General features: G+C 61.2%; 20 protein-coding genes and 2 tRNA genes. 15 read left to right on the top strand and 7 right to left on the bottom strand.

Translation table 11 applies throughout. The features are described 5' to 3' along the window. Positions 1-39 precede the first annotated feature (39 nt). The 3 genes from ACFTOW_RS11000 (at position 40) to ACFTOW_RS10990 (ending at position 2095) form a co-directional block, all read left to right on the top strand. Positions 40-543 carry a DUF2306 domain-containing protein gene (locus tag ACFTOW_RS11000; protein ID WP_379915583.1) on the top strand — a complete coding sequence of 168 codons (504 nt, stop codon included), beginning with the start codon at positions 40-42 and terminating at the stop codon, positions 541-543. Between the two features lie 90 nt (positions 544-633). Then, positions 634-720: transfer RNA gene (locus tag ACFTOW_RS10995), tRNA-Leu, on the top strand. Between the two features lie 139 nt (positions 721-859). Further along, positions 860-2095 (top strand): acyl-CoA dehydrogenase family protein, encoded by a 1236-nt coding sequence (locus ACFTOW_RS10990; protein WP_379915581.1) that lies wholly within the window; start codon positions 860-862, stop codon positions 2093-2095. A 76-nt stretch (positions 2096-2171) separates the two neighbouring features. Here the strand turns inward: ACFTOW_RS10990 and ACFTOW_RS10985 are convergent, their stop codons facing one another. The 3 genes from ACFTOW_RS10985 to ACFTOW_RS10975 form a co-directional block, all read right to left on the bottom strand. After that, positions 2172-3230, bottom strand: a complete 1059-nt coding sequence (locus ACFTOW_RS10985) for a YeeE/YedE family protein (protein WP_379915579.1) — start codon at positions 3228-3230, stop codon at positions 2172-2174. Between the two features lie 60 nt (positions 3231-3290). Then, on the bottom strand, positions 3291-3620 hold the full coding sequence (locus ACFTOW_RS10980; RefSeq protein ID WP_379915680.1) for an ArsR/SmtB family transcription factor: 330 nt from the start codon (positions 3618-3620) through the stop codon (positions 3291-3293). Between the two features lie 72 nt (positions 3621-3692). Beyond that, positions 3693-4061, bottom strand: coding sequence for a thioredoxin domain-containing protein (locus ACFTOW_RS10975; RefSeq protein ID WP_379915578.1), 369 nt, complete (start codon positions 4059-4061; stop codon positions 3693-3695). Between the two features lie 76 nt (positions 4062-4137). On the opposite strand from ACFTOW_RS10975, the gene ACFTOW_RS10970 reads away from it, so the two are divergent. The 11 genes from ACFTOW_RS10970 to ACFTOW_RS10920 all read left to right on the top strand — a co-directional run bounded on the left by ACFTOW_RS10970 (position 4138) and on the right by ACFTOW_RS10920 (position 14379). Further along, a complete protein-coding gene (locus ACFTOW_RS10970) occupies positions 4138-4872 on the top strand; it encodes a cytochrome c biogenesis CcdA family protein (protein ID WP_379915577.1) in 735 nt (244 codons plus the stop codon). A 59-nt stretch (positions 4873-4931) separates the two neighbouring features. Beyond that, positions 4932-5510: a thioredoxin family protein gene (locus ACFTOW_RS10965; RefSeq protein WP_379915678.1), complete on the top strand. Its 579-nt coding sequence runs from the start codon at positions 4932-4934 to the stop codon at positions 5508-5510. Between the two features lie 120 nt (positions 5511-5630). Then, positions 5631-6107, top strand: coding sequence for a sulfur oxidation c-type cytochrome SoxX (soxX, locus tag ACFTOW_RS10960; protein WP_379915575.1), 477 nt, complete (start codon positions 5631-5633; stop codon positions 6105-6107). 34 nt (positions 6108-6141) lie between these two features. Continuing rightward, positions 6142-6558 (top strand): thiosulfate oxidation carrier protein SoxY, encoded by a 417-nt coding sequence (gene soxY / locus ACFTOW_RS10955; RefSeq protein ID WP_379915573.1) that lies wholly within the window; start codon positions 6142-6144, stop codon positions 6556-6558. Between the two features lie 25 nt (positions 6559-6583). After that, a complete protein-coding gene (gene soxZ / locus ACFTOW_RS10950; RefSeq protein ID WP_379915571.1) occupies positions 6584-6913 on the top strand; it encodes a thiosulfate oxidation carrier complex protein SoxZ in 330 nt (109 codons plus the stop codon). A 78-nt stretch (positions 6914-6991) separates the two neighbouring features. Then, positions 6992-7849, top strand: coding sequence for a sulfur oxidation c-type cytochrome SoxA (gene soxA, locus ACFTOW_RS10945; protein ID WP_379915569.1), 858 nt, complete (start codon positions 6992-6994; stop codon positions 7847-7849). 115 nt (positions 7850-7964) lie between these two features. Further along, positions 7965-9662 (top strand): thiosulfohydrolase SoxB, encoded by a 1698-nt coding sequence (gene soxB, locus ACFTOW_RS10940; protein ID WP_379915567.1) that lies wholly within the window; start codon positions 7965-7967, stop codon positions 9660-9662. 73 nt (positions 9663-9735) lie between these two features. Then, positions 9736-11007 carry a sulfite dehydrogenase gene (soxC, locus tag ACFTOW_RS10935; protein WP_379915565.1) on the top strand — a complete coding sequence of 424 codons (1272 nt, stop codon included), beginning with the start codon at positions 9736-9738 and terminating at the stop codon, positions 11005-11007. Beyond that, entirely contained in the window at positions 10991-12181 is a 1191-nt protein-coding gene (locus ACFTOW_RS10930) for a c-type cytochrome (protein WP_379915563.1), read from the top strand. Before soxC ends, ACFTOW_RS10930 begins: the two co-directional genes overlap by 17 nt. A 203-nt stretch (positions 12182-12384) precedes the next feature. Then, entirely contained in the window at positions 12385-13083 is a 699-nt protein-coding gene (locus ACFTOW_RS10925) for a c-type cytochrome (protein ID WP_379915676.1), read from the top strand. A 27-nt stretch (positions 13084-13110) separates the two neighbouring features. Continuing rightward, complete coding sequence (locus ACFTOW_RS10920) at positions 13111-14379, top strand: FCSD flavin-binding domain-containing protein (protein ID WP_379915561.1); 1269 nt, start codon at positions 13111-13113, stop codon at positions 14377-14379. 39 nt (positions 14380-14418) lie between these two features. Here ACFTOW_RS10920 and ACFTOW_RS10915 read toward each other — a convergent pair whose 3' ends face one another. Together ACFTOW_RS10915 and ACFTOW_RS10910 are read right to left on the bottom strand one after the other, a co-directional pair. Further along, a complete protein-coding gene (locus ACFTOW_RS10915; protein WP_379915559.1) occupies positions 14419-14889 on the bottom strand; it encodes a disulfide bond formation protein B in 471 nt (156 codons plus the stop codon). After that, positions 14886-15464 (bottom strand): YqaA family protein, encoded by a 579-nt coding sequence (locus ACFTOW_RS10910; protein ID WP_379915558.1) that lies wholly within the window; start codon positions 15462-15464, stop codon positions 14886-14888. Before ACFTOW_RS10910 ends, ACFTOW_RS10915 begins: the two co-directional genes overlap by 4 nt. 119 nt (positions 15465-15583) lie before the next feature. Here ACFTOW_RS10910 and ACFTOW_RS10905 point away from each other — a divergent pair. Beyond that, positions 15584-15669: transfer RNA gene (locus tag ACFTOW_RS10905), tRNA-Leu, on the top strand. Positions 15670-15752: 83 nt separating this feature from the next. On the opposite strand, the gene ACFTOW_RS10900 is transcribed toward ACFTOW_RS10905, so the two are convergent. Beyond that, on the bottom strand, positions 15753-16844 hold the full coding sequence (locus tag ACFTOW_RS10900) for a hypothetical protein (RefSeq protein ID WP_379915556.1): 1092 nt from the start codon (positions 16842-16844) through the stop codon (positions 15753-15755). After that, positions 16825-16986: a hypothetical protein gene (locus ACFTOW_RS10895; RefSeq protein WP_379915554.1), complete on the bottom strand. Its 162-nt coding sequence runs from the start codon at positions 16984-16986 to the stop codon at positions 16825-16827. Before ACFTOW_RS10895 ends, ACFTOW_RS10900 begins: the two co-directional genes overlap by 20 nt. Positions 16987-17072 lie beyond the last annotated feature (86 nt).

Here is a 17072-nt window from a genome sequence, read left to right as displayed (position 1 = left end):
TCACTGCATCCGGGTATAGCAAAAGGAAAGGAAAACGCCATGACCCTCGCACCCTTCTTCGACGCGCCTTTGATCGTTCAGCTTCATATCGTGGCTGCGCTGCTCGCGCTTGGTCTGGGGCCTGTGGCCATGCTGCGGCGCCGGCGCGATCTGGTGCACCGGGTCGTGGGCCGGGTGTGGGTGGCGGCCATGGCGGCCACCGCCCTGAGTTCGCTGTTCATCTACACCATCCGCCTGATCGGTCCCTTCAGCCCGATCCATGCGCTGTCCATTGCCACGCTGGTTGGATTGTGGGCCGGGGTGGCGCATGTCCGCGCTGGTCGAGTGGCGGACCATCGCAGCACGATGCTGTCGCTGTATGTCTTTGGCATGGGCATCCCGGGGCTGTTCACCCTGCTGCCGGGCCGGATCATGAACGCGATCCTGTTTCCCGCCGGGCCGATGGCGGGGTTTGTCGCCACGGCCGCCGCTGCGTGCCTGCTGGCGCTGGTCTGGGGGATGCGGCGGCCCGACCATATCCGCATGCTGATGGGCCGCACCTGACGCCCGGGGAAAATCCGGGCGGGGGGCTGTTTTTGGCCCTTCACATCGCGGCAAGCCTCGTCTATACGCCCGTTGACCAAGTCAAGGTCTGCGGCCGTGGCGGAATTGGTAGACGCGCAGCGTTGAGGTCGCTGTGAGGTAACACTCGTGCGAGTTCGAGTCTCGCCGGCCGCACCATTATTCCCTTTCATCCAGGTCTGATGGCCGTGTGACGCCCCGTCGTGCGGCTTGGTGCTTTTCATCCTTGACGTGACGTGCTGATATGGTTGCGAAATAGTATTTCGCATATTGGAACTGGTCTGAGGAGGAGCGGACGATGGACATGAATTTCGGCATGCGCGAGGAGAATCGCAAGCTGTTGGCGCGGGTGGCGGACATGGTGCGCAACGAGATCGCGCCGATGGTCGATGAATACGAAAAAGAGGTCGCGACAGGCGACCGCTGGGCCTTCACCGAGCGCCAGACCGAGATTCTGGAAGGGCTCAAGGCCAAGGCCAAGGCCGACGGGCTGTGGAACTTCTGGCTGACCGACAGCGACAAGGGCTTTGGCCTGAGCACGGTGGAATACGCCCAGTTCGCCGAGGAAATGGGCCGCGTGCCTTTGGGTGCCGAGGTGTTCAATTGTTCGGCCCCCGACACCGGCAACATGGAAGTGTTCGAACGGTATGGCACCGAGGCGATGAAGGAACAGTGGCTCAAGCCGTTGCTGGCCGGTGAAATCCGCTCGGCCTACCTGATGACGGAACCGGATGTGGCCAGTTCGGATGCCACCAACATCTCGATGTCCTGCGTTCGCGACGGCGACGACTATGTGCTGAACGGCGAGAAATGGTGGGCCAGCGGGGCGGGCGATCCGCGCTGCAAGGTCTATATCGTGATGGCCAAGACCGGGGGCGAGGACGCGCCCAAGCACCAGCGCCATTCGATGATCGTGGTGCCTGCTGACACGCCCGGTATCGAAAAGCTGCGCGCGATGGAGGTCTATGGCCATGACGACGCGCCGCATGGGCACATGCACATGCGGTTCACCGACGTGCGGGTTCCGGCGGAAAACCTGCTGCTGGGCGAAGGGCGCGGCTTTGAAATCTCGCAGGGGCGTCTTGGACCGGGGCGCATCCACCACTGCATGCGCGCGATCGGGCAGGCGGAATCGGCGCTGGAACTGATGTGCCGCCGCTCGCTTGAGCGCGAAGCCTTTGGCAAGCCTCTGGCACAGCTTGGCGCCAACTTTGACATCATCGCGGAATGCCGGATGGAGATCGAGCAGGCCCGCCTGCTGTGCCTCAAGGCGGCGTGGTACATGGATCAGGGTGATGCACGGGCGGCCGCGCCGTGGATTTCGATGATCAAGACCGTGGCACCGCGCATGGCGTTGAAGGTGATCGACGAGGCCGTGCAGATGCATGGCGGCGAAGGGATCAGCCAGGATACGCCGCTGGCGCATAAATGGACGCAGGTGCGGACCTTGCGGCTGGCAGACGGGCCGGATGCGGTGCACCGTCGCCAGATCGCGCGCATGGAGTTGAAAAAATACACCCAGATGAAGATGTGATCTCACAAGAGGTCATCACGACAAAGGGCGGCTGGTGCCGCCCTTTTTTGTGGATCTCGCCTTGCGATGTCCTTGATTACTCGGCCGGCTGGAAACCGATGATCAACTGGCGCAGGCCAAGGGCCGCGCCAGCGATGATCGAGGCGAACACAAGCGGTGCAGAGAATGCCAGCATCGAAAAGGCCGACAGGCCCTGACCGATGGTGCAGCCAAGGGCGATCACCGCGCCCGCGCCCATCAGTGCCGCGCCGATGATCTGTCGGCGCAATTCGCGGGGGTCGTCGCAGGCTTCCCAGCGGAAATGACCCTTGATCAACGATCCGATGAAGGCCCCGATGGCCACGCCAGCGACCGATCCCACGGCAAAGGACGGCGCACGGGCCGAGCCGGTCATCGCGTAAAGCAGAGTCTCGCCCACGGGGGCGGAAAAGCTGTGTGACACGACAGGCAGGGCGGTGAAGCCGTTGGCGCTGACCCAGTAGCTGCCTGCCCAGCCGCTGACCACGGCCAAGGCCACCACCACCGACCAGAAGATCGCGGAAGGTTCTTCCAGAAAGCGGCGCGAGGCCAGCGCGCCCAGCGTGATCAGCGCACCGATCGTCAACCCGATCAGCGGCACGGAAAGGCCGGTTGCATTGCCCAGCAGATGCGCAAGCCCCGGCGGGATCTCGTTGACCACATCCTCTTGCGGGAAGACCGACGCGCGCAACAGGGCCAGCGGCCCCGCCAGCACCAGATAGGCCGAGACGCCCATGATCACCACGATCACGAAGGCGCGGAAATCGCCGCCGCCGGCGCGGGCGATCGCACCGTATCCGCAGTTGCCAGCCAACGCCATGCCATAGCCAAACATCAGCCCGCCCAGGATCGCGGCCACCGGCATCCACCGGATCGACAGGTAAAACGAAGTTTCCAGTTCCAGCGCGCCAAGGGCGGCAAGGCCGAAAGTCCCCAGGATCGAGACCCCGATGGCCAGCACCCACATGCGCATCCGCAGGTCCGATCCGCCGTAGAGCATGTCCTCGATCGCGCCCATGGTGCAGAATCGCCCCAGTCGCGCGGCAAGCCCCAGCAGGATGCCGCCGCCCATGCCGATCAGCGCGACCAGCGCCTCATCGGTGATCCAGTCAAACATTGTTCTCCTCCCATTCCGGGCCCTGCTGCGCTATCGGTGACTCGTTGGTCGGTCCCGGTGTCAGTCGCAGAAAAGCTCGTAGACCAGTTCCAGCATGCGCTTGGGTCGATCATCTGCCAAGCGGTAAAAGATCGTCTTGCCTTCGCGGCGGGGGATCACCAGACCTTCAAGCCGAAGGCGTGACAATTGCTGGCTGACCGCCGCCTGGCGCGCGGACAGCAGATCTTCGAGTTCGGTGACCGATTTTTCGCCCGAGACGAGATGGCACAGGATCAGCAGCCGGCCTTCGTGGCTGACGGCCTTGAGAAAATTCGACGCCGTGGTGGCGTTTGTGACCATCCGGTCCATCTCGGACTCGGACATGCCCTTGTCAAACACAGGTAATGTCACTGTCATGACCTTTCCCTTGCCGCCCTGGTGTGTTTGGCGATTCCATCGTTTTGTCCCGTCAGGGCAGGGGCATCAGCTTGCGCCGTCATATCCGGCCCTGTCCGACAGCAGGCGAAACAGCAGACCCCAGAAGAAGTCATCGCCCGGGTGTCCCTCGATCCGTCCAAGTTCGGCCCCGTCTTCGATCAGCACGAAAGTGGGTGTGAAAAGCACACGGCTGTCGAATGTCACACCCTGCGGTGGAGCATCCTTGATATCGACGATGCGCAGAGGGGCGAACTGGCCCATCTCGGTCATCGGATAGGCCGGGCCGATGTCTTCTTTCCACGCCTCACAATACGGGCACCCCTGCCGATCAACCATGATCAGTTCAAGGGCCGCAGCGGCGGGTGCGGCCAGCGCAAGGGCCAGCGCGAACAGGAAAGACTTGGCGACGGCCATGAAACATCCGATTGACGACAATGGTATACACAACCTAATCTGAATATGTGAATTCCACAACGGAGCGGATTGCCACATGGACGTGACCTTTGCTGGTGCCGCGCTTGCCGGATTGCTGGCGTTCTTTACCCCCTGCATACTGCCGATGGTTCCCTTCTACCTGAGCTACATGGCGGGCCTGTCGATGACCGAATTGCGCGGCGAGGGTCAGGTCGCGCCCGGCGCGCAGCGGCGGCTGTTCATCTCGGCGGTGTTCTTTGCGCTGGGGGTGACCAGCATCTTCATGTTGATGGGCATGGGGGCAACCGCCCTGGGGCAGGTGTTTCGCGACTGGTTCGATGTGCTGCGCTATGCGGCGGCAGCACTGATATTCGTCTTTGGGCTGCATTTTCTGGGCGTGATCCGCATCGGCATCCTGTACCGCGAGGCGCGCATGGAATCCAGGATGGACCCAAGCTCGGTTCTGGGGGCCTATGTGATGGGTCTGGCATTCGGCTTTGGCTGGTCGGCCTGCGTGGGGCCGGTGCTGGCGACGATCCTGATGATCGCCAGCGGCATGGGCGAGGTCTGGCGCGGCGGGTTGCTGCTGGCGCTGTTTGGCGTGGGGATGACCGCGCCGTTCGTGGTGGCGGCGATCTTTTCGCGCCCGTTCCTGAACTGGATCCAGCGCAATCGCAAGTACCAACCCTATGTGGAAAAGGTTCTGGGCGCGATGCTGATCGTGTTCGCGGTGCTGATCGCGACGGGCACCATCAACGAGATCGCATTCTGGATGATCGAAACCTTCCCTGTGTTTTCGCGGCTCGGCTGAGTCCGGCGATTCGGGGAAATGTCAGGGAGGATGGCATGAGACGGGTGATGACAGGAATGATGGGACGCGTGATTCTGGCGCTGTGGGCCGTGATGGTCGCAGTGCCGCCCGCGTTTGCGGAGATCGGGGATGACGGGCTGCACAAGCAGCCGTGGATGCGCGACACCTTCAAGGATCTGCAAGAGGATCTGGCCGAGGCGAACGCGATGGGCAAGCGGCTTGTTCTCATGGTCGAACAGCGCGGCTGCATCTACTGCAAGAAGATGCATGAAGAGGTGTACCCGCGCGAAGAGATCGCAGGGTATGTCGACGAGCATTTCTTTGTCGTGCAGATCAACCTGCATGGCGACACCGAAATGACCGATCTGGACGGTCAGGCGCTGAGCGAAAAGGCAGCGGCGCGCAAATGGGGCGTCTTGTTCACACCCACGGTGATTTTCCTGCCCGAAGAGGTCGAGGATGGCGCAAGTGCCCAGGACGCGGCGGTGGCGGTGATGCCCGGTGCCTTCGGTGCGCAGACAACCTATGACATGTTTGTCTGGGTGAACGAAAAGCGTTACGCGCTTGATAACGGCGAGGATTTTCAACGCTACCACGCAAGAAAAATTCAGGAACGCCAGCAGGAAGGTAACAATTGAACAAGATGTTTTGCAATCAATAATTCGCAATCGTGAATTTGATGTTGCAAAATTGGCGGTTGGTGAACTACGGTATACACAACCAACTCGATCACAAGAGCTGAAGTCACGGGAGGAACCATGAGATTTTCAACACTGACGCTGGCGGCAACGCTGCTGGCAGGCGCCGCTGCCGCCGATGTCGTCGCGCCTGGCGATGTAAAGATGGGCGAATACGGAGAGGTCGAGGCCTCGCTGACCGGGAAGCCGGGAAATGCGGCTGAAGGGGAAAAGGTCATGACCAGCCGTGGTCTTGGCAACTGTGTTGCTTGCCATCAGGTCAGCGCGCTGGATTATGCACCGTTCCAGGGCAATGTCGGGCCCGCTCTTGACGGGGCGGCCGATCGCTGGAGCGAGGCAGAGCTGCGCGGGCTTTTGGTGAATGCCAAGGCCACCTTCGACGGCACGATGATGCCTGCGTACTACAAGGTCGATGGCTTTGTCCGTCCCGGCAACGCCTATACAGGCAAAGCCGCCACCGATGATTTCGGTCCGCTTCTGACCGCCGAGCAGATCGAGGATGTTGTCGCGTTCCTGTCCACGCTGAAGTACGATTGACAGAGCGCCAAGGATCAAACTGAGGAGTATTGAAATGGAACTTACACGTCGCGATACGCTGGCCCTGGCTGCTGGTGCTGTTGCCCTGACCGTCCTGCCATTCCGCGCAAACGCGGCCGGTGAGGATGCAATCGCCGACTTTACCGGTGGCGCGGATGTTGCCGAAGGCGGTGTGAACCTGGACGCGCCGGAAATCGCCGAGAACGGCAACACCGTTCCGATCGGCGTGTCGGCCGAAGGAGCGACCGCCATCATGCTGTTGGCCATGGGCAACCCGACACCGGGTGTGGCGACCTTCAACTTTGGCGAGTTGGCAGGCAGCACCATGGCATCGACCCGCATTCGCCTGGCCGGCACGCAGGATGTCGTGGCCATCGCCAAGATGGCCGATGGCAGCTTTGCCAAGGCCACCAAGGAAGTGAAAGTGACCATCGGCGGCTGCGGCGGCTGATCCCGGATTTCAAGGAGACAAGACCATGGCAGACAATGTCAAACCACGCGTAAAAGCCCCCAAAAGCGCATCCGCTGGCGAGGTGGTTACCATCAAGACCCTAATCAGCCACACCATGGAGTCGGGTCAGCGCAAGGACAGCGATGGCAACACCATCCCGCGGTCGATCATCAACCGCTTCACCTGCGAATTCAATGGCACGATGGCCCTTGATATGACGATGGAGCCTGCGATTTCGACCAACCCTTACGTCGAATTCGATGTGACGATCCCCGAGTCCGGCGACCTCCAGTTCACCTGGTACGACGATGACGGCTCGATCTACGAAGATACGAAGTCGGTCGAGGTCGGCTGACAAGGCCAACAATAAGAATAACGTCTCCTGTCCCCGGGTCGGTCCCGGGGCAGGGCGCGCCAAACGGGAGGACATTACATGAAATTCAAGGCACTGACGGCCATCGCGGCGTTGATGGCCGCGGCACCGGCAATGACCCTTGCTGACCCGGATGATGACACGCTGATCATCAACGAAGAGATCGAGATGGTCACCAAGGCTCCGCTGCCCGCACATCTGGAAGACAGCATGCTGACCGAGATCATTTCCGGCTGGCATTTCCGCAACGATGACACCCAGGCCATGCAGATGGACGATTTCGACAACCCGGCCATGCTGGCGGTCGAGGCTGCGATGACAACCTGGGAAACAGCCGAAGGCAGCGAAGGCAATTCCTGCGCCTCATGCCATGACAGCGCCGAGGACAGCATGGTTGGCGTGCGCGCCACCTATCCGAAGTGGAACCAAGACGCGGGCGAAGTGCGGACACTTGCCATGCAGATCAACGCATGCCGCACCGAGAACATGGGTGCAGACGCCTACAAGTACGACAGCGCCCCGATGGCGGCGATGGAAGCCCTGATTTCCGCTCAATCGCGGGGGATGCCGGTAAACGTGGCCATCGACGGCCCGGTGCAGGAAGCCTGGGAGCAGGGCAAGGAAATCTATTACACCCGCTTTGGCCAGCTTGAGTTGAGCTGCGCGAACTGCCACGAAGAAAACTATGGCAACATGATCCGCGCCGATCACCTGAGCCAGGGGCAGATCAACGGGTTCCCGACATACCGTTTGAAGAACGCCAAGCTGAACACCGCGCATGGCCGTTTCAAGGGCTGCATCCGCGACACGCGGGCAGAAACCTTCGATCCGGGCAGCCCCGAGTTCGTGGCGCTGGAACTGTATGTTGCGTCGCGCGGCAACGGCCTGTCGGTCGAAGGCCCGTCGGTGCGCAACTAAGAGATTGAACCCTGCGTCGGCTGGCCCGGCGCGGGGTTCATCGTTAAAAATCCATTCACATATGCGCATGTGTCGTGCATGCCGACCGTGACAGTGAAGAAAAGAGACAAGACCCATGATCTCCCGCCGCGATTTCCTTCAGGTCTCGATGGCCGCCTCGGCGCTGGTTGGCGCCTCGGGCTTTGGCAACTGGGGCCGTCTGGCCGCGCAGCAAAGCCTGACGCAGGATCAGCTTTTGCAGTTCGACACTTTTGGCAATGTCTCGTTGATCCACGTCACCGACATTCATGCACAAATGAAGCCCATCTATTTCCGCGAGCCCGAGATGAATATCGGCGTGGGGCCGAACAAAGGCGACGTGCCTCATGTGACCGGCGCGGATTTCCGCAAGCTGTACGGTATCGATGACGGCAGCCCCAGCCACTACGCGTTGACCTACAACGATTTCTCGGCCCTGGCGCGGGAATACGGCAAGGTCGGCGGGCTGGACCGCGTGGCCACCGTGATCAACGCCATCCGCGCCGAGCGGCCCGATGCCCTGTTGCTGGACGGTGGCGACACCTGGCATGGCTCTTACACCTGCTATCACACGCAGGGTCAGGACATGGTCAATGTGATGAACGCGCTCAAGCCGGATGCGATGACATTCCACTGGGAATTCACGCTGGGCAGCGACCGCGTGCGCGAAATTGTCGAGGGCCTGCCCTTTGCCGCCATGGGGCAGAACATTTTCGACGCCGAGTGGAACGAGCCGTCGGAAGACTTCAAGGATTACCAGTTCTTCGAGCGTGGTGGCGTCAAGATCGCGGTCATCGGCCAGGCGTTCCCCTATATGCCCATCGCGAACCCCGGCTGGATGTTCCCCGAATACAGTTTCGGCATCCGCGACGAGCGGATGCAGGAGATGGTCGATGAGGTGCGCGGGCAGGGCGCCGAGCTGGTGGTCGTGCTGTCGCACAACGGTTTCGACGTCGACAAGAAGATGGCCGGCCGCGTGACCGGCATCGACGTGATCCTGTCAGGCCACACCCATGATGCGCTGCCCGAACCTGTGCTGGTGGGGGAAACGATCATCGTCGCATCGGGGTCGAACGGCAAATTCGTCAGCCGCGTGGATCTGGACGTGCGCGACGGCCGGATGATGGGCTTTCGGCACAAGCTGATCCCGATCTTCAGCGACGTGATCGAACCCGATGCCGAGGTTGCCGCCGTGATCGACGAACAGCGTGCGCCCTATCTGGACCAGTTGACCGAGGTGATCGGCAAGACCGACAGCCTGTTGTATCGCCGCGGCAATTTCAACGGATCATGGGATGACCTGATCTGCGATGCACTGCTCTCGGAACGCGAGGCCGACATCGCGATGTCGCCCGGCGTGCGCTGGGGCCCGTCGATCCTGCCGGGGCAGGACATCACTCGCGAAGATATCTGGAATGTCACCACGATGACCTATGGCAAGGCCTACAGGTCTGAAATGACCGGCGAATTCCTCAAGGTGATCCTTGAGGACGTGGGCGACAACCTGTTCAACCCCGACCCCTATTACCAGCAGGGTGGCGACATGGTCCGGATCGGCGGGATGGGCTATTCCATCGACATCTCCAAGCCACAGGGCGAGCGGATCAGCGATCTGACCCTGCTTAAGACCGGCGAAGCGATTGATCCGGCGAAAACCTATGTCGTGGCAGGCTGGGCCAGCGTCAACGAAGGCACCGAAGGCCCGCAGATCTGGGACGTGGTTGAAAACCATATCCGCAAGCAGGGCACGGTCACGGTCGCACCCAACACAAGCGTCAAGGTGACAGGCGTCTGACGCCTGCGCCGGTATCCAACGACGCGGCCGCAGGGCGTGCCGCATGCAATATCCGAGAGGAGGCCAGAAAACCATGACAGCCAGCTTCAAAGGCAAAGCGCCCTCGCGGCGTGCCTTTCTGAGAGGGTCGCTTGCGGCGGGCGGTGCCGTGCTTGGGGCCAGCGCGGCACGCGCGGCCGATCCCGATCCGCTGATCACCGAGGTGCAGCCCTGGGCCAGCGGCTGGGGCGATGCCGTGGATGCAACGCCCTACGGGATGCCGATCGAATTCGAAAGCGACGTGATCCGCCGCAACGTGGAATGGCTGACGGCCGATACCATCAGCTCGATCAACTTTACGCCGATCCACGCGCTGGATGGCACGATCACGCCGCAGGGCTGCGCGTTCGAACGCCACCATTCGGGCGCGATCGAACTGCGCAAGCAGGATTATCGCCTGATGATCAACGGTCTGGTGGATACGCCTTTGGTGTTCACCTACGAGGATCTTGAGCGTTTCCCGCGTGAGCAGCATGTGTATTTCTGTGAATGTGCGGCGAACACCGGCATGGAGTGGGCGGGCGCGCAGCTGAACGGCGCACAGTACACCCATGGCATGATCCACAACATGGAATACACCGGCGTGCCGCTGCGCACCCTGTTGGCCGAGGCTGGCGTGCAGACCGAGGGCAAGTGGGTCTATGTCGAAGGCGCGGATGCGTCATCGAACGGCCGCTCGATTCCGCTGGAAAAGGCGCTGGACGACGTTCTGGTGGCCTTCAAGGCGAACGGCGAGGCGCTGCGCAAGGAGCATGGCTATCCTGTGCGACTGGTCGTGCCCGGCTGGGAAGGCAACATGTGGGTCAAGTGGCTGCGCCGCGTCGAGGTGACCACTCAGGCGATCGAAAGCCGCGAAGAGACCAGCAAATACACCGACACGCTGGCGGACGGCACAAGCCGCAAATGGACTTGGGTGATGGACGCCAAATCGGTGATCACCAGCCCCAGCCCGCAGGCACCGATCAAGCATGGGCACGGCCCGCTTGTCATCACGGGGATGGCCTGGTCGGGGCGTGGGGCCATTACCGGTGTCGATGTCTCGATGGACGGCGGCGTCACCTGGCAGCCCGCGCGGCTGGCCGCACCGGGGACGAAAATGGCCCTGACCCGGTTCTATTTCGACACCGAATGGAACGGCGAAGACATGCTGCTGCAATCGCGGGCACGCGATGAAACCGGATACGTGCAGCCGACCAAGGCGCAGTTGCGCGAAGTGCGTGGCCTGAATTCTATCTATCACAACAACTGCATCCAGACCTGGCATGTAAACCCGAACGGGGAGGCCGAAAATGTCGAAGTCTCTTAAACTGTATGTCGGCGTGGGCGTCGGATTGGCGGCGATGCTGACCACGGCCTACAACTTTGCCGACCGCAACATCGCCCCGATGCCTGATGCGGCTCCGCGCATGAACGCCGAAGCCGACTTTGATTTCAGGCTGATCGCGTCGGCGCAGGCCAGCAATGCGGCGGCGGATGGCAAGTTCGGCATCGGTCGCCCGGCTTTGCCGGAAGAGGTCGCAGCCTGGGATCTTGACGTGGCGCCCGACGGCACGGGTCTGCCCGAAGGCTCGGGCGACGTGCTTAACGGCGAAGAGGTGTTCGTCGATTATTGCGCCTCCTGCCACGGCGATTTTGCAGAAGGTCTTGGAAACTGGCCAAAGCTGGCGGGCGGTGACGGCACGTTGGATCACGACGATCCGCTCAAGACCGTGGGATCGTACTGGCCCTATCTGTCCACCGTCTGGGATTACGTCAACCGCTCGATGCCCTATGGCGCGGCGCAGACGCTGACCCCGGACGAGGTATACGCGATCACCGCATATATCCTCTATTCCAACTACCTGGTGGACGATGATTTCGTCCTGTCGAATGAGAACTTCCTTGAAGTCGAGATGCCAAACGCCGACGGCTTCATCCTGGATGACCGCGAGGAAAGCGAAGCGCATTTCTGGACTGCTGAGCCATGCATGGAAAACTGCAAGGACAGCGTCGAGATCATGTTGCGCGCGACGGATTTGGGCGTGACGCCGGTTGACGAGGCCGCGGTGGAAGAATCTGCCGTTGAACCGGCCACCGATGAAGAGACCACGCAGGTGGCAGCGGCTACGCCCGCCGAAGCGGAGCCCGAGGCGGAGGCCGAGCCCGCATCTGCGTCGATCGACACGGCACTGGCTGAAGAGGGCGAAAAGGTCTTCCGGAAATGCTCGGCCTGTCACCAGGTGGGTGATGATGCAAAGAACCGGACCGGCCCGTTGCTGAATGGTGTTGTCGGGGCACAGTTCGCACATGTCGAGGATTTCCGCTATGGCAAGACCATCGAAGACATGCGCGACAACGGCATGGTCTGGGACGAAGAAAACCTGAGCGCGTTCCTGGCCGATCCGCGTGGCTTCATGAAGGGCACAAAGATGTCCTTTGCCGGTCTGCGAAAGGATGAAGAAATCGCTGCGGTGATCGAGTATCTGAAAACCTATCCCTGATATGCCGGGGGCAGGTTTGCCTCGGCAGCTTGATTTCAAGTGGTAGCACTTCGTGCGCGTGCCTCCATGTGAGGCGCGCGCCTTTTCTTTGCATGAAACAAATAAACTATTGATCCAAAAGGGGGCTGCCCGCACCATAAGGGCAATCGGACCCCGCAAGAGGGTCAGAAGACTTGGGAGGAGAAGCCATGGGATCAGGCGCGATGCGGGTCTTGTGTGGATGGGTTGCGGCCCTTTGCGTTCTGTCAACATCGGCTGCGGCGGAAGCGATCGGTGACGCGGATCGTGGTGAAACGCTGTATCGCCAGTGTGCCGCGTGTCATCAGGTCGGGCAGGGGGCGCAGCATCGCATCGGCCCGCATCTGAACGGGATTTTCGGGCGCAAGGCGGGCACTGTCGATGGCTATGCGCGATACTCCAAAGGGCTGTTGCGCGCCGGCAATGACGGGCTGGTCTGGTCTCTGGACAAGCTGCATGCCTATCTGGAAAATCCCAAGAGCTTGGTGTCGGGCACGCGGATGAACTTTGCCGGATTGTCAGACCCGCAGGATCGCGCCGATGTGCTGGCGTATCTGCGCCAGTTCTCTGACAGCCCACAGAACATCCCCGAGGCCCAGCCCACAGCCATCGCGCGCGAGGTCGCGTTGCCGCCCGAGATTCTGACGATCGTGGGCGATCCCGAATATGGTGAGTATCTGGCCAGCGAATGCACCACCTGCCATCAGCGCGACGGCAGCAATCAGGGCATCCCGTCGGTCACCGGCTGGCCCGAAGAGGATTTCGTGGTCGCCATGCATGCCTACAAGCAACAGATCCGGCCCCACGCGGTGATGCAAAGCTACGCCGGGCGGCTTACGGACGAAGAGATTGCGGCCTTGGCTGCATATTTTGCGGGGCTGTAAAGGGCCGCGCGCGCAAGGGAGGAAGACATGAAACTGAACAGAAGAGCCTTTATCGGCACCGGTGCCGCGGCTGCGGCGGTCTTGCAGGCACCGATGGTGCTGGCGTCGACCAGCGGGCGGCCGCAGGTCTTGGTGATCGGTGGCGGCGCAGGCGGGGCAACCGCCGCGCGCTATCTGGCCAAGGACAGCAACGGCGAGATCGACGTGACGCTGATTGAACCCAGCCGGTCCTACTACACCTGCTTTTTCTCGAACCTCTACATCGGCGGGTTCCGCGAGATCAGCTCGCTGGCGCACAGCTATGGCACGCTGGCGTCGGACTACGGGATCAACGTGGTGCATGACTGGGCCGTGGATGTGGACAGCGAGGCGCGGACCGTGTCGCTGGCCGGGGGCGCCGTGCTGCCCTATGACAAGCTGATCCTGAGCCCCGGGATCGATTTCGTGGACGACGCAGTGCCGGGCTGGGATACATCGGCCTGGAACAAGATGCCCCATGCCTACAAGGGCGGCAGCCAGACCGAGCTGCTCAAGGCGCAGATCCAGGCGATGCCCGAGGGCGGACGCTTTGCCATGGTGGCCCCGCCCAATCCATATCGCTGCCCGCCGGGCCCGTATGAGCGGATCAGCATGGTCGCGCATCTGCTGAAAGAGACCAATCCGACGGCCAAGATCCTGCTGGTGGACCCGAAAGAGAAGTTCAGCAAGCAGGCTCTGTTCGAAGAGGGCTGGAACCGGCACTATTCCGGGATGATCGAGCGCATCGGCCCGGATTTCGGCGGTGACAAGGTCGAGGTCAATGCCGACGAGATGACCGTCACGATCGACGGGGTGGTCGAGAATGTCGATGTCTGCAACGTGATCCCGGCGCAGAAGGCGGGGCGCATCTGCGACATGGCGGGCGTGACCGAGGACAACTGGGCGCCGGTGTCGGGCCACACGATGGTCAGCCGGCTTGATCCGGACATTCATGTTCTGGGCGATTCCACCAATCAGGGCGACATGCCGAAATCGGGTTTTTCGGCCAACAGCCAGGCCAAGGTGGCCTCGATGGCGATCCGGGGCGAGTTGCTGGGATCGAACGTGTTCCCGGCGCGGTTCTCGAACACCTGCTGGTCGCTGATCGACACCGACGATGGTGTCAAGGTGGGCGCGTCCTACGAGGCGACGGATGAAAAGATCTCGAGCGTGTCGAGCTTCATCAGCCAGACCGGCGAGGATGCGGCGCTGCGCAAGCAGACCTATGAGGAAAGCATCGGCTGGTATGCCGGGATCACCGCCGATATGTTCGGCTGATCCGGTGCGATCTGTCCGGGGCCGGTGTGGCCCCGGGCGTCATTCCCGGCGAAGGGCGGCGGCAGACCACAGACCCACCAGACCCAGCGACAGCACCAGGTTCCAGTTGGCCATGGTCAGCCCGGCGAAAAATGGCTGGATCTGATCGCACATGACAAGGGCAGGGGAGTCTGCACTGGCTCCGGGCAACAGCGATGCGCCCTCGCCCTGCAAGGGGCCGGTGCCCGAGCAACTGCTGGGGCCGGGCCACCATTTCTGCTCGACCCCGGTGTGATGAAGTGCAAGTGCCGCCGCGGTGGCCGCCGCCGCAGCCCCCAGCCAGGCCATCGCGGCCCCGCCCAGAGACAGGGCTGCCACCCCGATGGCGATGGCAGCCGCATGGGGCCAGCGTTGCCACAGGCACAGCTGGCAGGGTGCCCAGCCCAGGAACTGGAACAGGAACGCCCCGGCCAGCAGGGCAGTCGAGCCACCGGCGGCCAGCAGAATCAGGGTCTGACGGGTGATCGTCACAGGAACCTCACGACATAGAAGCCACCGATCAGAATGACGAGGAACAGCACGAACATCAATCCCAGCCGCCGTTCGATGAAATCACGGATCGGTGCGCCGAATTTCCACAGCAACGCGGCAACGATGAAGAACCGCAGACCGCGCGCGATGATCGAGCTGACGATGAAGGTCGTCAGCGGCAGTCCGGTCCAACCCGACATGATGGTGATGACCTTGTAGGGAAACGGCGTCATCCCCGCGATCAGCACCGGCCAGAATCCGAAATCGTTGAACCGCGTGTTGAACTCGGCCATGGCGTCGGCCTTGCCCATGGCGGCAAGGATGGGCTGACCGACCTGTTCATAGGCAAATGCGCCGATGGCATAGCCCAGAACCCCGCCCAGAACCGACGATACCAGCGCCACACCCGCGATCAACCAGGCGCGCGAGGGACGGGCGAGGATCATCGGGATCATCAGCACATCGGGCGGGATCGGAAAGACCGAGCTTTCGATGAAAGACACGAAGGCCAGCACCCAAAGGGCGCGCGGATGGTCGGCCTGGGCCATCGTCCAGTCATACAGGCGGCGGATCATGCCGGAACTCCAGTGCCGGGAAAGGATTTCCGCCTGTTTAGCGTGTGCAGCACTGGCGGCAAGACCAAAGCGAATTGTCTCTGGACGCCCGTGCTGCGCCAAGCTAAACACCGCTCCGGGCCCAAGTGGCGGAATGGTAGACGCAGGGGATTCAAAATCCCCCGCTGGCAACAGCGTGCGAGTTCGAGTCTCGCCTTGGGCACCAAATGATTTCAATAGCTTGCTGGGTGTGGGCTTTGGCGATTTAGCCGGAGATCCGCATGACTCCCACTGACGACTCCCACTCGGTTATTCTGAGCGCTTCATCTGGGCAGCCCGGGACATCATTTTCCGGCTCGCCCCTTTTCTGTATTTCGCCACGATCTCCAAGCTCTGACCAGTCACTGCCTGAATCTCTGCGTCTGAGCAGCCTGCCTCAGCAAGCTCAACGCAAGCGCGCTTTCTCAAACCGTGCAGGCTATACTTCTTCGCAACATCGTCATGCTCCTTAGCGAGCTCGGTAAGGGTTTCGCGCCAAGCGCTGAACGCCTTTTCGACTGCGCTATAGGACAGCGGCGCAGTGTTCGATTTCGCAAGGACATGCCGCGGCCCCACCGGTAGATCTTTTACAATCTCACGTAGCCGCTCTGGGCAGTATATCGGAAACGTTTCATCGTCTTTTTCGTCAACGACGGTAACCCAGTCGCCCATAAACGCACTCTTGAGCATCCCGATCGCTGCTGAAGGTCTCTGACCGGTGAATCTAATCAGTCCACCTGCGATGCGCACGGTATCGGGCGCTTCATCCAGCGCATCCAGCAACCAGTCTGGCCAAGCTGGAAACTCTCGTTGAGCCCCGTGTTTTGTCATTCGTGACGCCGGGTTGTCGCCCAAAGACCAATCGAGTTCATTCTTGGCGTAGTTCCAAAGCAAAGATACGCCTTGGAGCATCCAGTCAGCGGCACGCGGTGTATCCGCCATCGAGTTATGCTTTTTTCGAATGGCGGCGCGTGTCGTCGCGGACATCGGCTTGTTTGCATTTTTTGCAAGTATCTTGTTAAATTCACGATTATAGGATTTTTTCGTCCCAGCGGCGAGTTTTATCTGTTTTTTTTGGTCTGCTTTCCATGCCTTGATACACTCTCCCCAAGTATTTTTGGGTTCTCTATACTGTGATGGGTGTCGACCAGCTTCCGCTGCCCAATATTCTTGGTCGAGCTTCTTTTTGTCGCCCTCCCAGTTGAGTTTGATTGCGCGCTCTTTGCGCTTGCCCGTGGAAGCGATCCAAGTGACCCGGTGATATGGGACCCAGTTGGTTCCATTTCGATGCCATACCCACTTTAGACGCTCCCGAGATACCCTCGGCTTTGACGGCCTTGTCTTACTCAAAGTCTTCGTCATCTTCTGGCCTTTTTGTTGCGCCGGACAAAATCGCTTCGAGTTCCGCAACACACCAACGAATGGTTCCTCCGATAGGCTTTGCCGGGGGTAGAGCTCCTCGCGAAACGAGGTCACGGAACTCAGACGCCGTCATGTCAAGCATGGCGGCTGCCGCGCGACAAACAGGCTGAGAATCCAGCGTCAATCAGGATGAGAACGCGGGGGTGGGGTCTCGTAGGGAGGGCGTAG

It is taken from the genome of Lacimonas salitolerans, assembly GCF_042677865.1.
Classification (GTDB): Bacteria; Pseudomonadota; Alphaproteobacteria; order Rhodobacterales; family Rhodobacteraceae; genus Lutimaribacter; species Lutimaribacter salitolerans.
The sequence above is the reverse complement of the archived record's forward strand: the minus strand, read 5'-3'. Positions and strand labels throughout refer to the sequence as shown.